This window comes from Thalassovita taeanensis (assembly GCF_900110775.1).
Taxonomy (GTDB): domain Bacteria; phylum Pseudomonadota; class Alphaproteobacteria; order Rhodobacterales; family Rhodobacteraceae; genus Litorimicrobium; species Litorimicrobium taeanense.
Window position 1 is genome coordinate 61,900 of sequence record NZ_FOEP01000015.1, and the last position, 24,920, is coordinate 86,819.

Consider the following 24,920-nt stretch of genomic DNA (forward strand, 5'->3'; position numbering starts at 1 on the left):
TGTGGCAACATGGCAAGTCTGAGTTGTGGACCTTAACAACCCCTGAATGATCAGCAGAAAATCAATTGGATTTGATGTTTTACGTGTTGTTAAAGGCGCTTCGCTAGACCTTCGCCAGTATGTGCGTTTGCACGGCCCTCGAATTTCAGGAGCATTCTTTGTCTGCACCGCACCCCGAAACATCACAGGAAGAACAGGACAGCATGGCGATTCGGCATGTTCTGATTGTGGACGACAGTCGTTTGCAAAGGCGGATCCTGTCAGCGTCACTTGTGCGCTGGGGCTATGTCGTCACCGAGGCGGAGTCTGGCGAGGATGCGTTGGAAAAATGCGCCGAAAACCCACCCGATCTGGTGCTCAGTGATTGGATGATGCCTGGGATGGATGGGTTGGAATTTTGTCAGACATTTCGACAGATGCCGCGCGAAAGTTATGGGTATTTCATCCTCCTTACCTCCAAAAGCGAGAAGGAGGCTGTCGCCAAAGGGCTGGATTGCGGGGCTGATGATTTTCTGACTAAACCAGTCAACGGCGCCGAGTTGCGAGCCCGGATCAATGCCGGTGAACGTATTCTTCAAATGGAGCGGGAGCTGACCGAAAAGAACAAGCTGATCGGTACAACGTTGGAACAGTTGCAGACCCTTTACGACGCCTTGGATAGTGATTTGATCGAGGCGAAGAAGCTGCAGCAATCTCTCATCCGCGAGCAGCATCGCGATTTTGGCGCGGCTCAGGTGTCGTTGCTTTTGCGGTCCAGCGGCCATGTTGGTGGTGACCTGGTTGGATTTTTTCCGATAAGCGCGACACGTATCGGGCTGTTTGCGATTGATGTGTCGGGTCATGGGATCAGTTCGGCGCTGATGACGGCCCGGCTGGCGGGGTATCTGTCATCAGCTGCTCCCGATCACAACATTGCACTGCGTATACAGGAGGATGGAAGTTATCAAGCTTTGCCACCTTCGGATGTTGTCGGAAGGTTGAACCGGATTGTACTGGAGGAAATGGAAACTGAGCACTATTTTACTCTGTTGCTTGCAGATGTCGACCTGAGCACCGGGCGCGTGGTTATGGTGCAGGCTGGGCATCCGCATCCTGTGGTGCAGCGCGCCGACGGGTCGACCTTCATGGCGGGCGTGGGCGGGATGCCCGTCGGCCTGTTTGAGGCAGCCCAGTTTGATCAATCCGAGCTGACCCTCGAGCCAGGTGACAGGTTAGTTATTCAGTCAGACGGTGTGACTGAGTGTCCCGATGTTTGTGGCGAAATGCTGGATGATGAAGGGCTGATGACCATATTGAGCGACCTGAAGGAAATCAAAGGATCCGCGATGCTTGAGGCACTGGTCTGGCGTTTGGCCGATCATGCAGGGCACGAAGATTTCCCGGATGATATCTCGGCGATTCTGCTGGAATTTCGCGGCCCGTCAGAGCAGGCGGGATAAAAAATGCTGATCACCCGGATTGTCTAGGGCGACAACAGCCGCCTCCAGTGGCAACCAGACCGCCTGATGGCCTGCTTCGGATGGGCTGCCAAGTTGGCGCACTGGGCGGGCCATATAGATGGAGCAGAGCTTTTCTGCCCAAAGATCGTATTCAGGCATATATGTGAAACGCCTGAATGCACCCAGTCGCCGGGCGCGTGCAATCGACCAACCGGTTTCTTCAAACACCTCGCGGTGAAGTGCTGCAGCAGAAGATTCACCAGGGTCTATCCCACCGCCGGGCAATTGAAATTCCGGGGCTGGGCTGGATTGGTGGGTGAGCAACACTTGCCCGTCCAAAGCAAGGATTGCATAGGCACCCGGCCTTAGCCGATAGCTGCGCCCGTTTTCCGGGGGTGTCCCAAATCGTCGGATCATCTGAACCTATGCCCTTGGAGTGTGCCTTGCCCCGCCTATATTGACGCGGTATGCCAAAACATGGCGCATAAGGAAACCCCATGACCCTTGGAACAAAACTCGCTTGGGACGACACCGTATTGCCGTTCCAACTGGACAACTCTGACACGCGCGGGCGCGTCGCGCGGCTTGACGGCGTATTGGACGGCATTCTCAAGCAGCACGACTATCCGCCGCAGGTTGAGGCATTGGTGGCTGAAATGGCTCTCCTCACGGCTTTGATCGGGCAAACGATCAAGCTGCGCTGGAAGTTGTCGCTTCAGGTGCAATCAAACGGTCCGGTACGAATGATTGCCACCGATTATTATGGCCCCCAAGCCGAAGGTGAGCCAGCGCGCATTCGAGCATATGCCAGCTTTGACGCCGATCGTTTGACCGACGGAGTGCCGTTTGATCAAATGGGGGAAGGATATTTTGCTGTCTTGATCGATCAGGGTCAGGGCACAACGCCCTATCAAGGGATTACCCCGCTAGCGGGCGGCTCGTTGGGGGCCTGCGCGGAAGCGTATTTCGCCCAGTCCGAGCAGTTGCCGACTCGGTTCGAACTCAGCTTTGGCAAATCGCGCGAGCGTGGTGTGCCCGAATATTGGCGCGCCGGCGGTGTGATGTTGCAGCACATGCCCAAGGCTTCTCCGTTTGCCAAGGGCAACGAGGCAACTGGCGACGCGGGGCTGATTCATGCCCGCGATCTTGTTGACGGGGATGAGGCTGAAAACTGGTCGCGGGTCAATATTCTGTTGGATACAGTGGACGAGCTGGAAATGATCGGGCCAAGGGTTGCTCCTACCGATCTTCTGGTGCGGCTCTTCCACGAAGAAGCACCGCGCGTTTTTGATGCCCAGCCCGTTCGGTTTGGGTGCACCTGTTCCGAAGAGCGCGTGCGTGAAAGCCTGTCGATTTACTCCGCCCGCGACATCAGTACGATGACCACCGAAGAGGGGCGTGTCACCGCAGATTGTCAGTTTTGCAGTGCGCATTACGATCTGGACCCGGCTACAGTCGGGTTTGAAGCGAGTGGGGACCGGGGTGATAGTGCCTGATCCGCTGAGCGGTGTGATTACCGCGTTGGGGAGGGTCAGTTCGTCATCTTCTGATTTTGACCTAAACCCCGATGTGATCCTACCCGAGGGGCGCAGCCTGCGCCCCGCCGGGGTCCTGATCGGGTTTGTCGAGCGGGCAGGCGGCGTGCAGGTGATCCTTACCAAGCGGTCCTCAGCGCTTCGGCACCATCCGGGGCAGATTGCATTCCCCGGCGGTAAACAAGACGAAGGCGACTCGGATGTAATTGCGACCGCGTTGCGCGAGGCGCATGAAGAGGTCGGCTTGCATCCTGACATGACGCAGGTTCTAGGCACGTTTCCGTGCCATGAAACCGTCACCAGCTTTACGATGACACCAGTTCTGGCTCGGGTCGATCCGGCGTTCCGCCCGGTGTCTGAACCCGGTGAGGTTGAAGAAGTCTTTGAGGTGCCGTTGACCCATTTGGCGGACCCAGCAAATTATCTTGTTCAGTCGCGCCAATGGCGTGGGCAAAGGCGGCACTATTTCGTCGTGCCTTACGGCCCCTACTATATCTGGGGCGCGACGGCGCGGATTTTGCGCGGGTTGGCGGATCGAATGGCGGGATAATGCGGATCACGGCGGACTGGATCACTTGCAAGGAAACGCAAAAGGTTTGCTCGGTCCTGACCGACGCCGGGTTTCAGGCCTATTTCGTGGGTGGCTGTGTTCGCAATGCCCTCATTGGTGCGCCGGTCAGCGACATAGATATCGCAACCGATGCCAAACCCGAAACGGTGATGACGGTGGCAGAGAAGGCCGGTTTGCGTGCGGTGCCCACCGGCATCGATCACGGCACCATCACGGTGGTATCGGGGCATATTCCGCACGAAATCACGACGTTTCGGCGCGATGTCGAAACTGATGGACGACGAGCAGTCGTCGCGTATTCCGACCGGATTGAGGATGACGCGCGCCGACGTGATTTCACTATGAATGCGCTATATGCTGATCCTTCTGGGATGGTGCTGGACCCGCTGGGGGGGCTGTCGGACCTCCACGCGCGGTATGTGCGGTTCATTGAAGACCCCGTGCAACGTATTCGCGAGGACTATCTGCGCATCCTGCGGTTTTTCCGTTTTCACGCTTGGTACGGCGATCCGGCGGGCGGTCTGGATGCCGAAGGCTTGGCTGCGATTGCGGGAAACCTTGATGGGCTTTCCGGCCTGTCGAAAGAGCGGATCGGCGCTGAAATGTGTAAGCTGTTGGCTGCCCCCGATCCTGCCCCCGCCGTCGCCGCTATGCGCGCTGCCGGAGTGTTGGGAATGCTGCTGCCCGGCTGTGACGATCGTGCGCTTTCCGTGTTGGTACATCTGGAATCCGAAAACGGTATCGCGCCTGACACTGTGCGGCGGTTGGCCTGCCTGGGTGGGCAGGACGTCGCGCAAAGGCTGCGTTTATCCAACGCGCGGGAAAAGGCATTGGGGGTTTTGTCTGCCGGCATCGGTTCGGGGCAGGCTGCGGCCGAGCTTGGCTATAAGCATGGCTTTGACTTGGCGCGAAGCATTGTCGTGCTGCGGGCCGCGATGTTTGAGATGCTGATTTCGCCTGCAGATATCGAGGCGGCCCAACGCGGATCGACCGCTGTATTCCCTGTACGTGCCGCAGATTTGATGCCCGCACTTCAGGGGCCCGAACTGGGTGTGCGGCTCAAGCAGCTTGAGGGGGCTTGGATCAATTCCGGCTTTGCACTGACACGAAAGCAATTACTTTCCGGCGACTGACCCCTTGCTCTTGGGGGGCGGGTGCTATCTCTTCCCAAGCAGAAGAGTAGACAGAACCGCATGAAATTTGAATCCCTGATTGATCCTTTCGGCCATGCCAACGGCCCCCCGCCACAGACCCTATTGGCTTTCATCCGGTGGGCGCTGGCGGATTCCTGGCGCGCGCTGAGTTTGGCGGCGTTTCTGTCATGTCTTGCGGGCGGTCTTGAGGCGGGAACTGCGCTGCTTATGGGGCTGATCGTTGACAGCGTCGCAGATAGCGACCCTACGGCGTATTTCGTTGGCGGAAATTTGAGTTTGCTCATCGGGGGTGCGTTGTTTTTCTTGATCGCGCGTCCATTGATCTTTGGTCTGTCCTCGGCTGCGAATTCGGTGATTGTGGGGCCAAATATCAACCCCTTGGTTCTGTCCCGCCTGCATCGTTGGACATTGGGCCAATCGGTTGAATTCTTTGACAACGATTTTGCGGGTAGGATCGCACAGAAACAGATGCAGGCGGCCAGCGCGATTACCGAGGTTGCGGTTGAAAGTATCAACGTCGTGGCATTTGCGCTTGCCTCTTTGTTCGGGGCGGTGGCCCTGCTGCTGGCAATTGATGGTCGGGTGGCCCTGATATTTTTGGTCTGGCTCGGCGGGTATTTCCTGCTGATCCGTTGGTTCCTGCCGCGGGTCCGGGTGCGTGCGGCAGGCCGTGCCGGCGCGCGCGCGATGGTGTCGGGGCAGGTGGTGGATACGATTACCAACATCAAAACGGTCAAACTTTTTGCACATGCCGACCACGAGGATCGTGCGGCTTTGGCCGCGATGGGCAGGTTCCGGGATAAGGCGTTGGACTTTGGTCGGCTGGCGGCGGTGTTCCGCTTGGCACTGATGACGTTGGCGGGGCTGCTTCCGGTGCTTTTGATCGGCTGCACGCTGTGGTTTTGGTCGAACGGACAAGCCAGCACCGGCGATATCGTTGCGGCGGGGTCGGTTTCTATCCGTATCGCGCAGATGACCGGTTGGGTCAGCTTTGCTCTGATGGGGATTTACGCCAGCGTTGGCGAGATCGAGGACGGGATGCACAGTTTGACGCCGCGTGTCCGGCTTGAAAATGCCCCCGATGCGAAAGACCTGAAGGTGCCGCAGGGGGCGATCCTGTTTGATCATACCAGCTTTGCCTATGGCCGGGCGGTTGGTGGCGTCAGCGACATTACGCTAAGTATCGCGCCGGGCGAAAAGCTGGGAATCGTCGGGGCGTCAGGGGCGGGGAAATCGACTTTGGTGGCCCTGCTTCTGCGGCTTTATGATCCCGAAGAGGGTGCATTGTCGATTGATGGGGTGGATTTGCGCGCCGTCTCGCAGGAAAGCCTTCGGCGGCAGATTGGGATGGTCACGCAGGAAACCGCGATGTTCAACCGCTCGGCCCGCGACAATATCCTGTATGGGCGCCCGGATGCCACCGAGGCTGAGATGTTCGCTGCGGCGAAAAAAGCCGAGGCGCATGATTTTATTCTCACTCTACGCGACCACATGGGGCGCAAAGGGTACGAAGCACATCTGGGCGAACGCGGTGTCAAGCTGTCAGGTGGGCAACGGCAGCGGATTGCGCTGGCGCGCGCCATCCTGAAAGATGCTCCTATTCTGGTGTTGGACGAGGCGACAAGCGCGCTGGACAGCGAGGTGGAATCGGCCATCCAGCACGCGCTGGAGCGGGTCATGCAGGGCAAGACGGTTCTGGCGATCGCGCACCGGCTGTCCACCCTGTCGCAAATGGACAGGATCATCGTTCTGGATCAGGGCCGCATTGTCGAGCAGGGCACGCATGAGCAGCTTTTGGCGGCGAGCGGACTGTATGCACGATACTGGGATAAGCAGTCGGGCGGGTTCATCGGAATGGGCGACGTCGCAGAATAGGGCTTTCGGCACGGGCCGCAGCGCGGTATCTGGGCGCATGGAACAGTATACAATCACACGTCTGGGGCATCAGGGCGACGGCATTGCCGAAGGCCCGGTTTTTGCGCCACTGACCCTGCCGGGCGAGGTTGTTACCGGTACGCTGGATGGCACACGCCTGACAGATATTCGCATTATTACCCCGTCAGATCAGCGCGTCGCGGCACCTTGTCGGCACTACAAAAGCTGCGGCGGTTGTCAGGTTCAGCATGGGTCAGATGCGTTTGTGGCTGACTGGAAGGTGGACATTGTCCGCCATGCGCTGGCTGCGCAGGGCATCGAGGCGTCGCTCCGTCCGGTTCTGACCTCTGCCCCCAAAACCCGCCGTCGTGCCAGCCTGTCGGTGCGACGCACCAAGAAAGGCGCGATGGCCGGATTTCACGCCCGCGCATCGGATGTGATTGTGCAAATCCCCGATTGTCAGCTTCTGCATCCCGATCTTTTGGCGGCGATCCCGGTTGCTGAGCGGTTGGCTGTGATCGGTGGAAGCCGCAAGGGTGAGCTGAGCGTTTTGGCCACACTTTCCACCGTTGGGCTGGATCTGGCGGTGACCGGAGGCAAGCCTTTGGATGGGCAACTGCGGATCGATCTGTCAGCAGAGGTCGAGGCCAGCAAGCTGGCGCGCCTGTCATGGGACGATGAGGTTGTCGGTCAGCGCGAGCCGCCCGCACAGCATTTTGGCCGAGCAGCGGTTGTTCCGCCACCGGGCGCTTTTCTTCAGGCCACGCCGGATGGAGAGGCGGCATTGCTGGGCGCGATCCGAGAGATCGTGGCCGGTGCAAATCATATCGCCGATTTGTTTGCCGGTTGCGGCACCTTTGCCTTGCCTCTGGCCGAGCGGGCCGAGGTACATGCGGTTGAAGGCGACAAAGACATGATTGCGGCGCTGGATCTGGGCTGGCGTCGGGCCGTTGGGCTTAAGAAAGTCACGCATGAGGGGCGCGATCTGTTTCGCCGTCCCTTGATGCCTGACGAGTTGCGCAAAATGGATGCGGTTGTGATCGACCCACCCCGCGCGGGGGCTGAGGCGCAAGTGCGCGAACTGGCCGCCTCAACTGTGCCAGTGATTGCTTTTGTCTCATGCAACCCGGTTACATTTGCGCGTGATGCCAAGATTTTGGTCGACGCTGGGTATTCTTTGAGCTGGGTGCAGGTCGTGGATCAGTTTCGTTGGTCCAGCCATATTGAATTGGTGGCGCGATTTTCGCTCACTTAGGTGTGAGTGAAGGTGAGGCTCTACACCTGTGCGCAAAAATCGGATATTATGCCAAAAACGGATACGGGCAGGTGTGATGCGTATTTTCAGAGCGGTGATGATCGGTGTGATGCTATTGGGGCTTGCGGGCTGTGCGTCGAAATTCCAACGCTACTCCGGCCCCGAGGTGACGCGGGTTGTTGTCTTCAAGCAGGATCGCAAGATGCACCTGCTGAGCAATGAATCTGCACTGAAAAGCTATGATATCGGGTTGGGCTTTGCCCCAAGCGGGCACAAGAGTGTTGAGGGCGACGGTAAAACACCTGAGGGTCAGTACCGTATTGACCGGCGCAATCCGAACAGCGAATTTCACCTGTCCATCGGCATTTCTTACCCCAACACAGAGGATCGCGCGCGCGCGCTGGCTGTGGGCCAGCGACCCGGCGGTGATATCTTTATTCACGGCCGCCCCCGGAAAAACCGCAAGGGCGGGCGCGACTGGACGGCTGGTTGTATCGCGGTGTCGAACCGGGAAATCGAAGAGATCTATGCCATGGTCCGTGACGGAACTCCGATTTCGATCTATCCGTAAAGATATGGGCTTAGCTGCCCATAATCAGAGTCCACCAGATTTTACCGTTCGATTCCTGGAACCACGAAAAGCCCATATTCACCGCGTCTTTGTCCAGAATGACGCGGCGCGTGCCATCGTCTTCCATCCACGCCCCAAGAGTTTCAATCTCGGTCTCATAGGTTTCCGAGATGTTTTCACCCAGCATCTGGCCAATATACCCGACACGGCGCACCCGATCCAAAGGCGATGAACCATCAGAGCCAAAATGCCACGGCCGGTTTTGTACCGACATATCGCGTGAATGGGTGGCGGCGGCGGCATTCAGTTGTGCGTCCAGTTGAACAGGGCCTGCGCCTGATGCCTGTCGCAGCGCGTTAACTGAATCCAGCATCCGGAACTGAACCTTAGGCGCGTTCGCGTTGCTGATCCGATAAAGGCGCGGCAGCGGTTTGCCGTCGGCGCCAATTGTGGTTGTCGATTCGGAGCAGGCCGATAAGGCAAGCGCAGAGACAAGGAGAAGACCAGTAAGACGAAGCATATTTCATCACCCAATTTTGTTCTACTGCTCTATCCCGCGCAGCGTTGTGTTTCAAACCCACATCGGCGTGAGTTTGCGAATTGGCAGCAGTTTGATTTGCGACTGCGGCTTTCGCGCAATAATATGCACCAATACCGCGAGTGCAGCGGATTTTGGAGGCTGATATGACTTTTAAACCGCTTACGGACCTGAGCCGACGGCATTTTCTGGTGGGTGCGACCGCATTGCTGGGCACGCCGACGCTGGCGCAGGATCTTGATGGTGCTCATACCGTCGAAGTCGAACGGGATTTGTCGCAGAAGGTGCGCCGCAATATTTCCAGCTTCAGGTCGTTGAACTGGCGGCCCTATTTCACCTCGCTTGAGGGAGGGGCGATTCTTGTCGATATCGATTCTCGTGCCTTGCATTACTGGTCCGAGGACGAATCGGTCTATAAACTCTACCCCTCCAGCGTGCCGCTGACGGATGACCTAACCCGCCGTGGTCGCACCGATGTCGTGCGCAAGGTCGAAGGCCCCGAATGGCGTCCGACCCCGTCGATGAAGCTGCGCAACCCTGAGTGGCCCGACTTTGTTCCTGCAGGCCCGGACAATCCACTGGGCACCCACGCGTTGTATCTGGGCTGGACCTATTACCGTATTCACGGCACTCATGACACACGCAAGATCGGGCGGCGATCCTCGAACGGATGTATCGGTCTTTACAATGAACATATTGCCGAGTTGTTTTCGCTGACCAATGTAGGCACGCAAGTGTTGCTAATTTGACGACATCGTGTCGAGCCGAGCAAAGCGGGAGCTAACTTGCATTTGCAATTGTACCTCATTGTTGTTTAGACAGAGTTACGAGGTAAGTCTTGGGTGCCTGGCGTGCCGTTATGGCATAAACGTCAGGCGAATATCTGGAGTGTACTACTATGAAAAAATTCGTTCTCGCTGCTGCTCTGACTGCCGCTGCTTCGACCGCTTTTGCCGGTTCCATGGCTGAGCCCGTTATCGAAGCTCCGGTTATCGTTGAAGAAGCTTCCAGCTCGTCTGCTGGTGGTGTTCTTGTTCCGCTGGTACTGCTGGCAGTCGTTGCCGCAGTTGCATCCAACTAAGTAGTTGCAGCATCTAAAAAGGGAAAAGGCGGTGGTAATCCACCGCCTTTTTCTTTGTTCGTAGCCTGAAAAGATCAGCCCAGCCAACCTTTCAGGTTCTCGGTGATCACTTCGCTCAGGGCGTGGATATGTGCCGGATCGTCGTTCAGGCATGGGATATACGTGAACTGCTCGCCGCCCGCGTGCTCAAAGCTTTCGCGAATCTCTTCGTTGATCTCTTCCAGCGTTTCGATGCAATCGGCGGAAAAGGCCGGGGCGATGACCGCGATCTTTTTCTTGCCTTCTTCGCTGGCCAACCGCGCAACTTCCTTGACGGTATAGGGCTTCAGCCATTCCTCGGGTCCAAAGACTGACTGGAACGTTGTCGCGATTTCGGTATCCGCCCAGCCCAGCCGCTCTTTCAGCAGACGCGTGGTTTTCTGGCATTGGCAATGATAGGGATCGCCCTCCATCAGATACCGCTGTGGCATCCCGTGATAGGATACAATCAACAGATCCGGACGATCCTGAATGTCGGCATAGCCACGTTCGACCGACTGCGCCAAAGCCTCGATATAGGCGGGGTGCTGGAAATATTCGGGCACTGTGCGCGCGGCGGGCTGGCGCGTCTCCTTCATTAGGGCACGGAAAAACTGATCATTCGCGGTGGCCGAGGTCGCACCGGCGTATTGCGGGTACAGAGGGAAAAACAGGATTTTGGTGCATCCCGCTTCAACCATCGCCCTGACCTTGGAGTCGGTCGAAGGGTTGCCATAGCGCATGCAGAAATCAACCATCACCTGATCGCCAAACCGTGTCTGCATCTCGGCTGACAAGGCGCGGGTCTGATCCTTGGTGATCGTCATCAGCGGGCTTTCGCCCTGCTCCTCGTTCCAGATAGACTTATAGGCTTTGCCACTGCTGAAGGGGCGTTTTGTCAGGATAATTAACTGAAGCAGCGGCTGCCATTTCCACCGGGGGTAATCAATTACGCGGCGATCCGACAGAAATTCGTTCAGATAACGGCGCATTGACCAGTAATCGTAATTGTCCGGCGTGCCGAGGTTGGCAAGAAGAATACCGACCTTTTCAGCCGGAATTTTCGGGTGGTCCGCCGGTGCGTGAGCGGGGCAGGTGGCTTTGGGGGTCGCGTCCAGCATCGGGGTCTCTTCTGTCTGAGTGGATATTACGGTTCGAAATAAAGGTCGTGTGGCGTTCGTCAATCCGGCAAGATGTTTTCCTGTGCCCCAAGCGCATCCGCCAGCCGTGAAACAGCCGAACCAGGGCGCAAGGGTTTTTGTTGGCTTTCATCCGGGGCCCAGCCGGTCAGAAAGATCAGCTCGAAACTTGCGGGGATACGGCCCTGGGTGTCGGAATGGGCGGTTTGATAAATTTCAGCCGCACGGCGCAACACCGAGGCGCGTGTGGGGCGTCGCAGGCGAGCGTCCAGCGCATTGGTCTCGCCCATGGCGCGCAGATCGTGCATCAGGTGCAGCGGGGTTTGATAGCTGACGGTCAGGGGCAGGCTGTCGGCCACCGGCAGCGCCAGCCCCGCCCGTTGCAGCAAAGCACCAAGGTCGCGGATTTCGCCCATCGGAACCACGCGCGGCGACAGGCCGCCGGTTACTTCCGTCTCGGCCTCGGCCAGTGCGGCGCGCAGCTCTGCCAAAGTTTGACCACCCATGGCGACGCCCAAAAACAGCCCATCGGGCCTGAGCGCGCGGCGGCACTGGATCAGTTGCCCAACCGGGTCATTGGCCCAGTGCAGCGACAGGGCATGAACCACCAGATCATGCGCGCCCTCCTCCAGATCCAACACGTCTGTGTCGTCGACGCAGTGCGCGTCAGGCAGGGCGGTTTGCCAGAAATCGGAAAAACCCCCAACAATCGCGGGCGTTGTAAACGTCCTGTTAACCATCGAGAGCCGATCCTGAAGCTCTTCGGCGGCGGTTTCATGCAGGAACAGCGCTGGGTTGCGCGCGGCGCGGGCGCGATTGCGAAGCAGGGCCTTGCGGTCGGTCAGTCTGGGGGCGTGTGTCATGGAGGTGAAACTAGTGTGGGCGCGCTGAAACTTCAAACAGCCTTGCGTCTTGTTTATCCGCCGCGGTGTTTGTGTTGCGGTGATATGGTGGACAGCGAGTTCGGGCTGTGTGGCCCTTGCTGGCGCGACACGCCGTTTATCGGCGGGCTGACCTGTGATGTGTGCGGCACGCCGCTTCCGGGCGAGTCGGATGGCGAGGTGGAACTGTGCGACGATTGCATGGCGTTACCGCGTCCCTGGCAGCGAGGGCGCGCGGCGCTGATGTATGATGGCAACGGTCGCAAGCTTACGTTGGCGCTGAAACACGGCGACAGGCACGACATCGCCCATCCGGCGGCGCGCTGGATGCTGAACGCGGCCGGCCCGATCTTAGCGGCGGATATGTTGGTGGCGCCGGTTCCGCTGCACTGGACCCGGATGATCAAACGCCGCTTCAATCAGGCGGCGCTGCTGGCGCATGCCTTTGCGCGCCTGGCGGGGCTGGAATACTGCCCGGATCTGCTGGTCCGCCATCGACGGACGACAACGCTCAAGGGGCAGGGGCTGGAACAGCGGTTCGCCGCGCTTCAGGAAAGCATCATGCCGCATCCACGCCGCAGCGGTTCGATTGCGGGCCGTCATGTGCTGTTGATTGATGATGTGATGACCACTGGAGCCACGTTTTCCGCCTGTGGTGACGCCTGTTTGGCGGCGAATGCAAGTGAAGTTTCGGTTCTGGCACTGGCGCGTGTTGCCAAGGGGCCCTAAATTTCAGACAAGCTTCTGACAAATTGGGAACCGGATATGCAGCCTGTTGAAATCTATACCTCGCCGTTTTGCGGCTTTTGCCATTCGGCCAAGCGGCTGTTGACCCAGAAAGGCGTGAGCTTTTCCGAGATCGACGTCATGGCCGACCCGACCCGCAAGCCCGAGATGATCCAGCGCGCCAATGGCGGGCGGACCGTGCCGCAGATTTTTATCGGTGACACGCATGTAGGTGGCTGCGATGAGCTGTATGCACTTGATCGCGCGGGCAAGCTCGACGCGCTTCTGGCGGGGTGAAGAGGATGCGCGCAGCACTGGTTCAGTTGAACGTTTCGGATGATCCCGAGGTAAACCTGCCGGTCACGCGCGGATTTGTCCGTCAGGCGGCCGAGGGTGGCGCGGGGTTTGTTCTGACCCCCGAAGTGACCAATTGCCTGTCCAGCAGCCGCACGCGGCAGAACGAGGTGCTGCGCCCGCAGGAGCAGGACCAGACCCTTGCGGCGCTGCGCTCGGATGCGAAAGAGCTGGGCCTTTGGCTGCTGATCGGCTCGCTTGGACTTAAGACCGATGATGCGGATGGGCGGTTTGCCAACCGGTCGTTCCTGATTGCGCCGGATGGTCAGATTGCGGGCTGGTACGACAAGATCCACATGTTTGACGTGCAGGTATCCGAGACCGAAACCTATCGCGAATCAGCGGGCTATCGGCCCGGAACGCGTGCTGTTTGCGTGCAGACGCCCTTTGGCGGAGTGGGTATGACCGTATGCTATGACATCCGCTTTCCGTATTTGCACCGGGCGTTGGCCAAGGCCGGGGCGCAGATCCTGACGGTTCCGGCGGCATTTTCGCCGGTCACCGGTGCGGCGCATTGGGAGCCGTTGTTGCGGGCGCGCGCCATCGAAACAGGGTGTTATGTGCTTGCTCCGGCGCAGACCGGTCGCCATGCCAGCAGCACCGGACATAAGCGCAGCACGCATGGCCACAGTCTGGCCGTGGCGCCATGGGGCGAGGTTCTGGTCGACGCGGGCACCGAGCCGGGGGTCAGCTTTGTTGATCTTGATCCGTCGGCTGTGACACAAGCGCGGGGCCGCGTGCCTTCGCTGACCCACGACCGAGAGTTTGACGCCCCCTGATGAATGACGCCAGTAATTCCCTTGCCATTGCGCTGTTCAGCGAATTGCTGATCGCGGATCAGTTGGTGCGCAACCGGCTGACACGGGTGTTGCCGCGTGGGATGGAGATCTCGCATTTTTCGGTGCTGAACCATCTGGCGCGCGCGTCGGTGGAGCGTAGCCCGGCGCAATTGGCGAAGAGTTTTCATGTCACGCGCGGGGCGATGACCAACACGTTATCCAAGCTGGAATGGGCAGGCTATGTGCATATCCGGCCCGATTGGGATGACGCGCGCCGCAAGATGGTGGCGATCAGCCCCGCAGGGCGGCAGGCACGGGATGCGGCGCTGGCGGCGATCTCTCCGATGATTTCGGATCTGGTGAGCGAAATGGGCGACGAAAAAGTGCGCGCCGCCCTACCGATTCTGCGCGAATTGCGGATCCGGCTTGAGGATGAGAACTGAGCCGGGTCAGCCGCGTTTCAGGCTGGCGGTGACATAGTTCACGCTTAGGTCACGATCTGAGAGCGACCATTGCCAGCTGATCGGGTTGAACACGAATCCCTTGCGATCCACCGGGTCCAGCCCGGCACCGCGGATCAGGGCGAACAGTTCGTCTGGGGTGATGAATTTATGCCATTCATGCGTTCCCTTTGGCAGCCAGCGCATTATGAATTCGGCGCCAACGATGGCCACGGCAAAGCTTTTGGAATTGCGGTTGATGGTTGAGCAGATGTGCAGCCCGCCGGGTTTCAGAAGCTGCTGGCAGGCGGTCAGATAGGCCTGCGGATCGGCCACATGTTCGACCACCTCCATGTTCAGAACGACGTCAAATTGTTCACCTGCGGCGGCTAGCGCCTCGGCCGTGGTGTGGCGATAATCGATTTCCAAACCAGACTGTTCGGCGTGGATCCGGGCGACGGGCAGGTTGCCTTCGGCGGCATCGGCGCCGACCACGGTGGCACCAAGCCGGGCCATCGGTTCGGACAAAAGCCCGCCGCCACAGCCAATATCGAGCAACCTCAGACCCTTGAACGGTTTCTGGGCGGTCAGGTCGCGGTCATATTCCCCGGCGATCTGGCGTGTGATATAGTCCAACCTGCAGGGGTTGAGCATGTGCAGCGGCTTGAATTTTCCCTTTGGATCCCACCATTCGGCGGCCATCGCCTCGAATTTGGCGACTTCCGCTGGATCAACTGTGGTCTGAGCGGCTTGCATTCTGCTCTCCATGTGCTCTTTTTGACGTAACCCTGTATATAGGACAGTCATGGACAAATTCTCAGGCCAAAAGCGCGCAGTCCACTATTTGCACCCGCCGATCGACCCGTTCGATCAGCGGATGCTGGATGTTGGCGATGGGCACAAGATATATCTTGAGCAATCAGGCAATCCGAATGGGCTGCCCGTGGTTGTGTTTCATGGCGGGCCGGGCGGCGGATGCAGCCCGGCGATGCGGCGATATTTCGACCCGGAAGTTTATCGGATCGTCTTGTTCGATCAGCGCGGGTGCGGACGGTCGCGGCCTCATGCCGGTGTTGAAGCCAATACTACGTGGCATTTGGTTAACGATATCGAACTGATCCGCGCGACGCTTGAGATCGAGGACTGGATCGTGTTCGGCGGCAGCTGGGGGGCGACGCTGGCGCTGATCTATGCGCAGGCGCATCCCGAGGCGGTCAGCGGGCTGATCCTGCGCGGGGTATTTCTGGCAACGCAATCCGAGCTGGATTGGTTTTATGGCGGCGGGGCCGGGAAATTCTGGCCAGAGACCTGGGCGCGGTTTGTCGACCTGATCCCGGAGGACGAGCACGGGGATTTGATCGCGGCCTATCATAAGCGTTTGTTTTCAGGCGATTTGGCGGTGGAAACCAAATACGGCAAGGCTTGGGCCGAGTGGGAAAATGCGCTGGCGTCCGTGCAGTCGAACGGCGCAGGGGGCGACAGCCCAGGCGAATATGCGCGAGCATTTTCACGGCTGGAAAACCACTATTTTACCCACGGGGCATTTCTGGAGCGTGACGGCCAAATCCTTGATCATATGGAGAAAATCGCGCATATCCCCGGTGTGATCGTGCAGGGGCGATATGACATGATCTGCCCGCCTGTGTCGGCGTGGAAGCTGGCGGAACGCTGGCCAAACGTGGATTTGCAGATGATCCGCAATGCCGGGCACGCGCTGTCGGAACCCGGTATCAGCGCCGAATTGGTGCGGGTGATGGACCGGATCGCCGAGGAGCGGTCGTTGGCCTAAGACGTGGCGGGATGGGGCGATTTTGCCCTGTCACAACCTGTGCACCGGGTGTGCGCCCCCCGTGCACGGCCGGGCAGCCGGGGCGGCGTTAACCTTTGTGGCAACGGGCGGAAATGACTGCGGCAACCGCGCTGGGCAGATGGCCCTTGCAGACTCGGACCCGAGGGCGTATATGGCTTCCAACAGCGGCGTGTCGGACCTCTGACGCACCACCGGGAAAGATCGACGGGCCGCGCGCCCGTTTTTTTGTGTCTGGAAGATGATGACCAACGACCTGATAGCCAAAGCCGCGATTGATCGCCGTCTGGCCGAGATCATCACCCCTGTCATTGAGGACATGGGGTTTGAACTTGTCCGTGTGCGCCTGATGGGCGGCAAGACCCATACGTTGCAGATTATGGCCGAGCGCCCCGAGGGCGGGATCGAGGTGGACGAATGTGCGCGGATCAGCACCGAAGTCAGCGCCATTCTGGATGTTGAAGATCCGATCCTGGATCAGTATATTCTGGAGGTCTCCAGCCCCGGTATCGACCGGCCGCTGACACGGCTGAAGGATTTCGAGACCTTCGAGGGCTATGAGGCCAAGATCGAAACCGCTGATCTGATTGACGGGCGCCGCCGCTTCAAAGGCGAGCTGGCCGGGGTTGAAGGCACCGAGGTGCTGATCAATATCGAAGAGGGTACGGTCGGGCTGGAGTTTGACTGGCTGACCGATGCCAAGCTGGTGCTGACTGACGAGCTGATCCGCGAGATGCTGCGGCAACGCAAGGAAGCGGGCACGCTGAACGACGACAATTTTGACGAAATCGAAACCGACGACGGTTCCCAGGAGGACTGAGACCATGGCCATCACTTCCGCAAATCAGCTGGAACTGCTGCAAACCGCCGAGGCCGTTGCCCGCGAAAAGATGATCGACCCCGGTTTGGTGGTCGAGGCGATGGAAGAGTCGCTGGCACGGGCTGCCAAGAGCCGCTACGGCTCGGAGATGGACATTCGCGTTCATATCGACCGCAAGACCGGCAAGGCGACGTTTACCCGCGTGCGGACTGTCGTTGAGGACGAAGAGCTGGAGAACTACCAGTCGGAGCTTACCGTTCAGCAGGCCAAGCAGTATATGGCCGAGCCCAAGGTTGGCGACACCTATGTCGAGGAAGTGCCCCCGGTCGAGATGGGCCGGATTGCGGCGCAGTCTGCCAAGCAGGTGATCTTGCAGAAGGTGCGCGAAGCCGAGCGTGACCGTCAGTACGAAGAATTCAAGGATCGTGCCGGCACGATCATCAACGGCGTGGTCAAGCGTGAAGAATATGGCAACGTCATCGTTGACGTGGGCCGTGGCGAGGCGATCCTGCGCCGCAACGAGAAGATCGGGCGCGAAAGCTATCGCCCGAACGACCGTGTGCGGTGCTATATCAAGGATGTGCGCCGCGAGGCCCGCGGGCCGCAGATTTTCCTGAGCCGCACCGATCCGCAGTTCATGGCCGAGCTGTTCAAGATGGAAGTTCCCGAGATCTATGACGGGATCATCGAGATCAAGGCGGTGGCCCGTGATCCGGGATCGCGCGCGAAGATCGCTGTCGTGTCTTATGACAACTCGATCGACCCGGTCGGGGCGTGTGTGGGTATGCGCGGCAGCCGGGTTCAGGCGGTTGTGAACGAATTGCAGGGTGAAAAGATCGACATCATCCCGTGGAACGAAGATGTGCCGACCTTCCTAGTGAACGCATTGCAGCCCGCCGAGGTGAGCAAGGTGGTTCTGGATGAGGACGCCGAGCGGATCGAAGTTGTGGTGCCCGATGAGCAGCTGAGCCTGGCGATTGGTCGCCGTGGTCAGAACGTGCGTCTGGCGTCGCAGCTGACCGGACTGGACATTGATATCATGACCGAGTCCGACGAATCGGCGCGCCGTCAGAAGGAATTCGAAGAGCGTACCAAGCTGTTCATGGACGCGCTGGATCTGGATGAGTTCTTTGCTCAGCTGCTGGTTTCCGAAGGGTTCACCAACCTTGAAGAAGTCGCCTATGTCGAGCTGGAAGAGCTGCTGGTCATCGACGGTGTGGATGAAGGCACAGCAGGCGAGTTGCAGACACGTGCCCGCGAACATCTGGAAACACAGGCCAAGGTCGCGCTGGAACATGCACGCGAGTTGGGCGTTGAAGACAGTCTGGTGAATTTCGAGGGGCTGACCCCGCAGATGATCGAGGCGCTGGCCGAAGATGGTGTGAAGACGCTGGAAGATTTCGCGACCTGTGCCGACTGGGAACTGGCCGGCGGCTGGACCACGGTCGATGGTGAGCGGGTCAAGGATGAGGGTCTGCTGGAGAAGTTTGACATGGCGCTGGACGAAGCGCAGACCCTAATCATGACGGCCCGCGTGCTGTTGGGTTGGGTTGATCCGACCGAGCTGGAGGCTGAAGAAGCCGAAGGCGTTGAAGAGGAAGCCGAGGCCTGATCGCAGGCTTCGGGGGGTTCGGCGGATGACGCGCGGCGGAAAAACCAAGGACCGGGAAGACGGTTCAGAGCGCAAGTGCATCGCCACTGGCGAAGTTCAGCCCAAGTATGGGCTGATCCGCTTTGTGGTCGGTCCGGACGGGCAGATCGTGCCTGATCTGATGGAAAAGCTGCCCGGGCGCGGTATCTGGGTGGCTGCGGACCGCAAGGCATTGGAGCGGGCGTCGAGCAAAGGTTTGTTTGCCCGCGCCGCAAAGCAGCCGGTGACGGTGCCGGACAATCTGCCTGACGTGGTCGAGCAGATGATGGTACGCCGCGTGGTCGATCTGATCAGCCTTGCCCGCAAGGGCGGTTTGGCCGTCGCCGGGTATGAAAAGGTCAAGGACTGGTTGTCCAAAGAACAGGCTGAAGTGCTGATTCAGGCCATTGATGGTTCGGGTCGGGGCAAGTCAAAACTCAGCACGCCGCATTTCGGATCCTTCATCGGATGGCTTACGGCGGATGAGCTGGGAATGGCGTTTGGGCGACAAACTGTAATTCACGTGGCGCTAGGCGCTGGCGGTTTGACCGAACGTGTTGTAAATGAGGCCGCAAGACTTAAGGGTCTGCGCGTTTCGGACGGCGAAACGAGCGCCGGAAAGGATAAAAAAGCCAGATGAGCGATAACGACGGTAAAAAGACTTTGGGTGTCCACGGTGGAGGCCCCCGTGCGGGCAATGTGAAGCAGAGCTTCAGCCATGGCCGCACCAAGAACGTCGTGGTGGAAACCAAGCGCAAGCGCGTTGTGGTTCCCAAGCCTGGTGCAGGCAAGACCGGCATGATGTCTAACCCCGCGCTGGGCGATCCGTCCAAGCGCCCTGCCGGGATTTCCGACGCAGAGATGGAGCGCCGTTTGCGCGCCCTTCAGGCGGCGAAAGCCCGTGAGGCTGACGAAGCCGCAGCGCGTATCGCCGACGAAAAGGCCCGCGAAGAAGATCGCAAGCGCCGCCGCGAGGAAATGGAAGCCAAGGAGCGCGAAGAGCGCGAGCGCGTTGCCGCCCTGGCCGCCAAGGCCGAGGAAGAGGCCCGCAAGGCTAAAGACCTGGAAGATGCGGCCAAGCGTGCTGCTGTAGATGCCGCCACACAGGCTGCTGCACCTGCAGAAGGCACTGCCGCGCCGCGCGCCCGTCCGGCACCTTCGGGTGGCGCGCCGTCGTCGACTCAGCCGCGCAAAAAAGAGCGCGAGGCCGAGGCGCAGGATCGTCGTGGCAAGGGACGCGTTGACGATGGTCGTCGTGTTGGCAAGCTGACGCTGAATCAGGCGCTTTCGGGCGGCGAAGGTGGTCGTCAGAAATCCATGGCCGCGATGAAGCGCAAGCAGGAGCGTGCGCGTCAGAAGGCGATGGGCGGAGCGATGGATCGCGAAAAGGTGGTCCGTGATGTTCAGTTGCCGCCGACCATTGTTGTGTCTGAGCTGGCAAACCGGATGGCGGAACGTGTTGGGGCCGTTGTGAAGGCGCTGATGCAGAGCGGCATGATGGTCACGCAGAACGAGACGATTGATGCCGATACCGCCGAGCTGATCATCGAGGAATTCGGCCACAAGGTGGTTCGCGTGTCGGACGCCGATGTGGAAGATGTGATCCAGCATATCGAAGATAAGCCGGAAGAGCTGCTGCCGCGTCCGCCAGTGATCACGATCATGGGTCACGTTGACCATGGTAAGACCTCGCTTCTGGATGCGATCCGCCATGCCAAGGTGGTTGCGGGCGAAGCTGGTGGGATCACGCAGCACATCGGTGCCTATCAGGTGAAAGCCGACAATGGCGCGTTGCTGACGTTCCTGGATACACCCGGCCACGCGGCGTTTACGTCGATGCGGGCCCGCGGCGCGCATGTGACCGATATCGTGGTTCTGGTGGTTGCGGCGGATGACGCTGTGATGCCGCAGACGATCGAAGCGATCCACCACGCCAAAGCGGCCAACGTGCCGATGATTGTGGCGATCAACAAGGTCGACAAGCCCGAGGCGAACCCGACAAAAGTGCGCACGGATCTGCTTCAGCACGAAGTGGTGGTCGAGGAGATGTCCGGCGACGTGCAGGACGTTGAAGTTTCGGCCAAGACCGGCAAGGGCCTGGATCAACTGCTGGAAGCCATCGCGCTGCAGGCGGAGATTCTGGAGCTGAAAGCCAACCCTGATCGCAATGCCGAAGGCGCTGTGATCGAGGCGCAGCTGGATGTGGGTCGCGGTCCGGTTGCCACGGTTCTGGTGCAGAAAGGTACGCTGCGCCAAGGTGATATCTTTGTTGTGGGTGAGCAGTGGGGCAAGGTTCGCGCGCTGATCGACGACAAGGGTGATCGGGTGAAAGAGGCCGGTCCGTCGGTTCCTGTCGAAGTTCTGGGCCTGAACGGCACGCCTGAAGCGGGCGATGTTCTGAACGTGGTCGAGACCGAAGCACAGGCGCGTGAGATCGCGGATTACCGTGCGGATATGTCCAAGGAAAAACGTGCGGCTGCCGGTGCGGCGACCACGCTGGAGCAGCTGATGGCCAAGGCCAAGGCGGATGAAACCGTGGACGAACTGCCGATCCTTGTGAAGGCCGATGTTCAGGGTTCTGCCGAGGCGATCGTTCAGGCGATGGACAAAATCGGCAACGACGAAGTGCGTGTGCGGGTTCTGCATTCGGGTGTTGGTGCAATCACCGAAACCGATGTGGGTCTGGCCGAGGCCAGCGGCGCACCGATCATGGGCTTCAACGTGCGGGCCAACGCCAGCGCGCGGAACACGGCCAACCAGAAGGGTGTGGAGATCCGGTATTATTCGGTGATCTATGACCTTGTGGATGACGTGAAAGCGGCGGCCAGCGGTCTGCTGAGCAACGAGATCCGTGAGAAGTTCATCGGTTATGCCACGATCAAGGAAGTCTTCAAGGTTACGGGTATCGGCAAGGTTGCTGGTTGTATCGTGACCGAGGGTGTTGCCCGCCGGTCGGCTGGTGTTCGCCTGCTGCGTGACGATGTGGTGATCCACGAAGGCACGCTGAAGACACTGAAGCGCTTCAAGGACGAGGTGAAGGAAGTCACTTCGGGTCAGGAATGCGGTATGGCCTTCGAGAATTACGACGATATCCGCCCTGCCGATGTCATCGAGATTTTCGAGCGCGAAGAAGTCGTGCGCAAGCTGGACTAAGCGGGCCTTACTGCTTCGGGACGTATACAAAACGCCCGCGCCATTCTGTGGCGCGGGCGTTTTGGTTTTTCGAGAGCAGCACAGGCCTGCAGACGGCCAAGTTAGCTGAGAATATGGGAGCGCGCATGCGGGCACTGCCGGGCGTCACCTGCAAGCGGCGCCACGTTGAAGTATCTGGTTACGAATTTGAGTTTGGGCGTTTTCCAAAGAAAACGGGGCAGCGAGTGACTGCCCCGTTTTTCTATCTGTTCGATAGAGTGTTTCAGGCGGCGCGCGTCGGCACCGGCTGACCTGCAAACTCACGCTCGCCAACGCGAACAAGAATTTTCCCATCCGGCAGTCCGCGAACGAATGTGCCCTGAACGGAAACGCAGCTTCCGATAACTATGGTTCTCAACATGTCAAGTCCTCCCCAACGATTTGACGTAGAACCAAGATAGACCATCGCGGTAAACAAAACATACAAAAAAATGACACAATATTGCCAAAATATACGAATGAGAAAATTATTTTGTGCGCCCTTAGCCGAAAGGATAGAAAAAACGTCGGCTTTGCTGAAAATTTGCGCAGGCGTTCAGAGCCAATCGCGCAAAACGGGAATCAAAGGCACGTCGGCGGGGGGCATTGGATAGGATCTGAGGTCGCGCGCGTGGACCCATTTCAGGGTCTGACCCTCTTGCGCGACGGGAATGCCCTGCCATTTGCGGCAGGCGAACAGCGGCATCAACAGGTGAAAATCGGGATAGCTGTGCGACGCGAAGGTGAGCGGGGCAAGGCAGCTGGACCAGGTATCAATGGCCAATTCCTCTTGCAATTCGCGGATCAGGGCCTGCTCGGGTGTTTCGCCGGGTTCAACCTTGCCGCCGGGAAATTCCCACAGGCCCGCCATGGATTTGCCTTCGGGGCGTTGGGCCAGAAGGATGCGCCCATCTGCGTCAATCAGGGCGACGGCCGAGACGAGGACGGTTTTCATGGGCGCACCTTCCGGTTGTAGGTCACGAACGGTAATCGGCGTTGATGTCGATATAGCCGTGGGTCAGATCGCAGGTCCAGACCGTGGATTTTCCGCTGCCAAGACCAAGGTCAACGCTGATGTTCAGGTGTTGGCCTTTCATATGCGCGGCGGCTTGGGCTTCGTCGTATCCGGGCGAGACCCAGCCGTTTTCGGCGACCAGAACATCGCCGAAGCGGATCGACAGAAGGTCACGATCAGCGGCGGCGCCGGATTTGCCGATGGCCATGACGATACGGCCCCAGTTGGGGTCCTCGCCGGCGATGGCGGTCTTGACCAGCGGCGAATTGGCGATGGCCATGGCGTGGGTTTTGGCGTCAGCATCGGTGGCGGCGCCGGTGATGGCGATCTCGACGAACTTGGTGGCGCCTTCGCCGTCACGAATGACCTGATGCGCGAGGTCGAGCATAACGCCGTGCAAGGCGTCGGCGAAGGCGGCGTTGCCATCAACCGAGACGCCGGACGCGCCGGTGGCGGCCAGCAGCAGGGTGTCGGAGGTCGAGGTATCGCTGTCAACGGTGATGCAGTTGAAGGTCACATCGGTCAGACCTGAGAGAAGGGTTTGAAGTGTGGCGCGGTCGGCCTGTGCGTCGGTGAAGATATAGACCAGCATCGTGGCCATATCCGGTGCGATCATGCCGGAGCCCTTGGCGATGCCCGCGATTTTGATGGTTTTGCCGTCAATCTGGACCTCGGCGCAGGCGCCTTTGGGGAAGGTGTCGGTTGTCATGATGGCGTTGGCGGCCTGTTCGATCCCGTCGGGGGACAGGTTGTCGGCCAGCTCTGCCAGTTTGGCGGTAATGCGATCGTGTGGCAGCGGTTCACCGATGACGCCGGTAGAGGACGAGAACACGCGCGCTTCGTCAATTCCGAGAGTCGTGGCGACGGCGGATGTGACGGCGCGGGTCGAGACCACGCCGTTTTTGCCGGTGAAGGCGTTGGAATTGCCCGAATTCACGATGATCGCGGCCGCGCCATCAGACGCGCCGCCGATCTTGGCCTGACAGTCCAGCACCGGGGCCGAGCGGGTGGCCGAGCGGGTGAAGGTGCCCACGACCGTTGTGCCGGGCGCAAGGCGCGCCAGCATCACATCGGTGCGGCCCTGATAGCGCACGCCGGCCTGCGCCGCGGCAAAGGTCACGCCGTCGATCACCGGCAGCGCAGGGAAGGCCGCAGGCGCGAGCGGCGACCGCTTGGTGATTTTGCCCATTCTCAGTTCTCCAGAACGGCGTCGTTGCGCAGAATTGCGGGATCAAGCGCGGTGCCTGCGGATTTGTCGACGGCGGCGGCGGCGGTCAGCTCGGCGATGTGGGTTTCGATGGCCTTGCGTTGCAGTTCGGATTCAAGCTCGGCGCGGACCTCGTCCAGCGCGGGGGCGTCGCTGAGGCGGGTGTCGTTCAGTTTGATCACGTGCCAGCCGAACTGGGTTTTGATCGGATCGGAGATCTGACTTTTTTCCATGCCGACAACGGCATCTTCGAAGGGTTTGACCATCATGCCGGGGCCAAACCAGCCCAGTTCGCCGCCATTCGGGCCGGAGGGGCCGGTGGAGTGGGTCTTGGCCATCTCGGCGAAATCCGCACCTGCGCGCAGATCTTCGGCCAGCTTGATGGCCTCTTCCTCGGTTTCGACCAGGATGTGCGAGGCGTTGTATTCGGTGGCCGGGTCAGCAGAGGAGAACTGCGCGTCATATGCTGCTTGCAGGGCCTCGTCGCTGACGGAGGTGGTGGCGATGCCGTCCAGCACTTCGCCGGCCAGAAGGGCGCGACGCTCGTTATCAAGTGCGACGCGCACGCGTGCGGGCTCGGGCGTGGTCAGCGACTGCTGCAGGAGGGTCTGTTGCACGAGCTGATCCAGAATACCGCTGAACAGGATCTCGTCGGGCAGCGCCTGATATTGCTCGGGTAGCTGTTGGCGCATCTGGACCATATGCCCCAAGGTGATTGTCGTACCGTTGACTGTGGCGACGACCGTGTCGATACCGGGTGTCTCTTCGGCGACCAGGGGCAGGGCCATGCACAGTGAAAGCACTGCACCTGACAGATATGTGAGACGTTTTGACATGAGTTTGGTCCTTTGATGGCGCGCCTTGGGCCCGCGACGTTGACACTGCACCAGCCGCCGCTTACATCGCTTTGAGGC

General features: G+C 59.5%; 27 protein-coding genes. 19 read left to right on the forward strand and 8 right to left on the reverse strand.

Going from position 1 to position 24,920, the window contains the following annotated elements; all coding sequences use genetic code 11:
• The first annotated feature begins 203 nt into the window (after positions 1 to 203).
• Complete coding sequence (locus BSF79_RS16400; RefSeq protein ID WP_090270947.1) at positions 204 to 1,439, forward strand: PP2C family protein-serine/threonine phosphatase; 1,236 nt, start codon at positions 204 to 206, stop codon at positions 1,437 to 1,439.
• Here BSF79_RS16400 and BSF79_RS16405 read toward each other — a convergent pair.
• Entirely contained in the window at positions 1,422 to 1,856 is a 435-nt protein-coding gene (locus BSF79_RS16405) for an NUDIX hydrolase (protein WP_090270910.1), read from the reverse strand. The genes BSF79_RS16400 and BSF79_RS16405 overlap by 18 nt on opposite strands.
• A gap of 80 nt (positions 1,857 to 1,936) precedes the next feature.
• Between BSF79_RS16405 and hslO the strand changes: the two genes are divergently transcribed.
• The 6 genes from hslO (at position 1,937) to BSF79_RS16435 (ending at position 8,400) form a co-directional block, all read left to right on the forward strand.
• A complete protein-coding gene (gene hslO, locus BSF79_RS16410) occupies positions 1,937 to 2,935 on the forward strand; it encodes an Hsp33 family molecular chaperone HslO (protein WP_090270911.1) in 999 nt (332 codons plus the stop codon).
• Positions 2,925 to 3,524, forward strand: a complete 600-nt coding sequence (locus BSF79_RS16415) for a CoA pyrophosphatase (protein ID WP_090270948.1) — start codon at positions 2,925 to 2,927, stop codon at positions 3,522 to 3,524. The genes hslO and BSF79_RS16415 overlap by 11 nt, the downstream gene beginning before the upstream one ends.
• Positions 3,524 to 4,678 (forward strand): CCA tRNA nucleotidyltransferase, encoded by a 1,155-nt coding sequence (locus BSF79_RS16420; RefSeq protein ID WP_090270912.1) that lies wholly within the window; start codon positions 3,524 to 3,526, stop codon positions 4,676 to 4,678. Before BSF79_RS16415 ends, BSF79_RS16420 begins: the two co-directional genes overlap by 1 nt.
• Positions 4,679 to 4,738: 60 nt before the next feature.
• Positions 4,739 to 6,574 (forward strand): ABC transporter ATP-binding protein, encoded by a 1,836-nt coding sequence (locus BSF79_RS16425; RefSeq protein WP_090270913.1) that lies wholly within the window; start codon positions 4,739 to 4,741, stop codon positions 6,572 to 6,574.
• A 37-nt stretch (positions 6,575 to 6,611) separates the two neighbouring features.
• On the forward strand, positions 6,612 to 7,829 hold the full coding sequence (locus tag BSF79_RS16430) for a class I SAM-dependent RNA methyltransferase (RefSeq protein ID WP_090270914.1): 1,218 nt from the start codon (positions 6,612 to 6,614) through the stop codon (positions 7,827 to 7,829).
• 76 nt (positions 7,830 to 7,905) lie between these two features.
• Positions 7,906 to 8,400 (forward strand): L,D-transpeptidase family protein, encoded by a 495-nt coding sequence (locus BSF79_RS16435; RefSeq protein WP_090270915.1) that lies wholly within the window; start codon positions 7,906 to 7,908, stop codon positions 8,398 to 8,400.
• Positions 8,401 to 8,410: 10 nt separating this feature from the next.
• Here BSF79_RS16435 and dalA read toward each other — a convergent pair whose 3' ends face one another.
• On the reverse strand, positions 8,411 to 8,920 hold the full coding sequence (gene dalA / locus BSF79_RS16440) for a divisome-associated lipoprotein DalA (RefSeq protein ID WP_090270916.1): 510 nt from the start codon (positions 8,918 to 8,920) through the stop codon (positions 8,411 to 8,413).
• A gap of 164 nt (positions 8,921 to 9,084) precedes the next feature.
• On the opposite strand from dalA, the gene BSF79_RS16445 reads away from it, so the two are divergent.
• Positions 9,085 to 9,687, forward strand: coding sequence for a L,D-transpeptidase (locus BSF79_RS16445; RefSeq protein ID WP_090270917.1), 603 nt, complete (start codon positions 9,085 to 9,087; stop codon positions 9,685 to 9,687).
• Between the two features lie 149 nt (positions 9,688 to 9,836).
• Complete coding sequence (locus tag BSF79_RS16450; RefSeq protein ID WP_090270918.1) at positions 9,837 to 10,019, forward strand: hypothetical protein; 183 nt, start codon at positions 9,837 to 9,839, stop codon at positions 10,017 to 10,019.
• 74 nt (positions 10,020 to 10,093) lie between these two features.
• Here the strand turns inward: BSF79_RS16450 and hemH are convergent, their stop codons facing one another.
• Positions 10,094 to 11,158 (reverse strand): ferrochelatase, encoded by a 1,065-nt coding sequence (hemH, locus tag BSF79_RS16455; RefSeq protein WP_090270919.1) that lies wholly within the window; start codon positions 11,156 to 11,158, stop codon positions 10,094 to 10,096.
• Between the two features lie 59 nt (positions 11,159 to 11,217).
• On the reverse strand, positions 11,218 to 12,039 hold the full coding sequence (locus tag BSF79_RS16460) for a methyltransferase domain-containing protein (protein WP_090270920.1): 822 nt from the start codon (positions 12,037 to 12,039) through the stop codon (positions 11,218 to 11,220).
• Positions 12,040 to 12,063: 24 nt separating this feature from the next.
• Between BSF79_RS16460 and BSF79_RS16465 the strand changes: the two genes are divergently transcribed.
• From BSF79_RS16465 to BSF79_RS16480, 4 genes are read left to right on the forward strand one after another with little or no spacing between them, the layout of a single operon-like run.
• Entirely contained in the window at positions 12,064 to 12,786 is a 723-nt protein-coding gene (locus tag BSF79_RS16465) for a ComF family protein (RefSeq protein WP_175545360.1), read from the forward strand.
• A 36-nt stretch (positions 12,787 to 12,822) separates the two neighbouring features.
• Positions 12,823 to 13,080, forward strand: coding sequence for a glutaredoxin 3 (grxC, locus tag BSF79_RS16470; protein ID WP_090270922.1), 258 nt, complete (start codon positions 12,823 to 12,825; stop codon positions 13,078 to 13,080).
• Positions 13,081 to 13,085: 5 nt separating this feature from the next.
• Complete coding sequence (locus BSF79_RS16475) at positions 13,086 to 13,916, forward strand: carbon-nitrogen hydrolase family protein (protein WP_090270923.1); 831 nt, start codon at positions 13,086 to 13,088, stop codon at positions 13,914 to 13,916.
• Entirely contained in the window at positions 13,916 to 14,359 is a 444-nt protein-coding gene (locus tag BSF79_RS16480; RefSeq protein ID WP_090270924.1) for a MarR family winged helix-turn-helix transcriptional regulator, read from the forward strand. The genes BSF79_RS16475 and BSF79_RS16480 overlap by 1 nt, the downstream gene beginning before the upstream one ends.
• 6 nt (positions 14,360 to 14,365) lie before the next feature.
• Here BSF79_RS16480 and ubiG read toward each other — a convergent pair whose 3' ends face one another.
• Positions 14,366 to 15,112, reverse strand: a complete 747-nt coding sequence (ubiG, locus tag BSF79_RS16485; RefSeq protein ID WP_090270925.1) for a bifunctional 2-polyprenyl-6-hydroxyphenol methylase/3-demethylubiquinol 3-O-methyltransferase UbiG — start codon at positions 15,110 to 15,112, stop codon at positions 14,366 to 14,368.
• Positions 15,113 to 15,161: 49 nt separating this feature from the next.
• On the opposite strand from ubiG, the gene pip reads away from it, so the two are divergent.
• The 6 genes from pip (at position 15,162) to BSF79_RS19840 (ending at position 22,056) form a co-directional block, all read left to right on the forward strand.
• Positions 15,162 to 16,145, forward strand: coding sequence for a prolyl aminopeptidase (pip, locus tag BSF79_RS16490; RefSeq protein WP_090270926.1), 984 nt, complete (start codon positions 15,162 to 15,164; stop codon positions 16,143 to 16,145).
• 262 nt (positions 16,146 to 16,407) lie between these two features.
• On the forward strand, positions 16,408 to 16,983 hold the full coding sequence (gene rimP / locus BSF79_RS16495; protein ID WP_090270949.1) for a ribosome maturation factor RimP: 576 nt from the start codon (positions 16,408 to 16,410) through the stop codon (positions 16,981 to 16,983).
• 4 nt (positions 16,984 to 16,987) lie between these two features.
• Positions 16,988 to 18,595: a transcription termination factor NusA gene (gene nusA, locus BSF79_RS16500; RefSeq protein WP_090270927.1), complete on the forward strand. Its 1,608-nt coding sequence runs from the start codon at positions 16,988 to 16,990 to the stop codon at positions 18,593 to 18,595.
• Between the two features lie 25 nt (positions 18,596 to 18,620).
• Entirely contained in the window at positions 18,621 to 19,253 is a 633-nt protein-coding gene (locus BSF79_RS16505; protein WP_090270928.1) for an RNA-binding protein, read from the forward strand.
• Positions 19,250 to 21,766 (forward strand): translation initiation factor IF-2, encoded by a 2,517-nt coding sequence (infB, locus tag BSF79_RS16510; protein ID WP_090270929.1) that lies wholly within the window; start codon positions 19,250 to 19,252, stop codon positions 21,764 to 21,766. Before BSF79_RS16505 ends, infB begins: the two co-directional genes overlap by 4 nt.
• Positions 21,767 to 21,891: 125 nt before the next feature.
• Entirely contained in the window at positions 21,892 to 22,056 is a 165-nt protein-coding gene (locus tag BSF79_RS19840) for a hypothetical protein (RefSeq protein ID WP_175545359.1), read from the forward strand.
• Positions 22,057 to 22,340: 284 nt separating this feature from the next.
• On the opposite strand, the gene mutT is transcribed toward BSF79_RS19840, so the two are convergent.
• Genes mutT through BSF79_RS16530 form a run of 3 tightly spaced genes read right to left on the reverse strand, consistent with a single transcriptional unit; the run spans position 22,341 to position 24,842 of the window.
• The gene (gene mutT / locus BSF79_RS16520; protein ID WP_090270931.1) at positions 22,341 to 22,739 is read right to left on the reverse strand and encodes an 8-oxo-dGTP diphosphatase MutT; all 399 of its coding nucleotides are present in this window, start codon (positions 22,737 to 22,739) and stop codon (positions 22,341 to 22,343) included.
• A gap of 22 nt (positions 22,740 to 22,761) precedes the next feature.
• Positions 22,762 to 23,988, reverse strand: coding sequence for a bifunctional glutamate N-acetyltransferase/amino-acid acetyltransferase ArgJ (gene argJ / locus BSF79_RS16525; protein WP_090270932.1), 1,227 nt, complete (start codon positions 23,986 to 23,988; stop codon positions 22,762 to 22,764).
• Between the two features lie 2 nt (positions 23,989 to 23,990).
• A complete protein-coding gene (locus BSF79_RS16530; protein ID WP_090270933.1) occupies positions 23,991 to 24,842 on the reverse strand; it encodes a peptidylprolyl isomerase in 852 nt (283 codons plus the stop codon).
• Between the last annotated feature and the right edge of the window lie 78 nt (positions 24,843 to 24,920).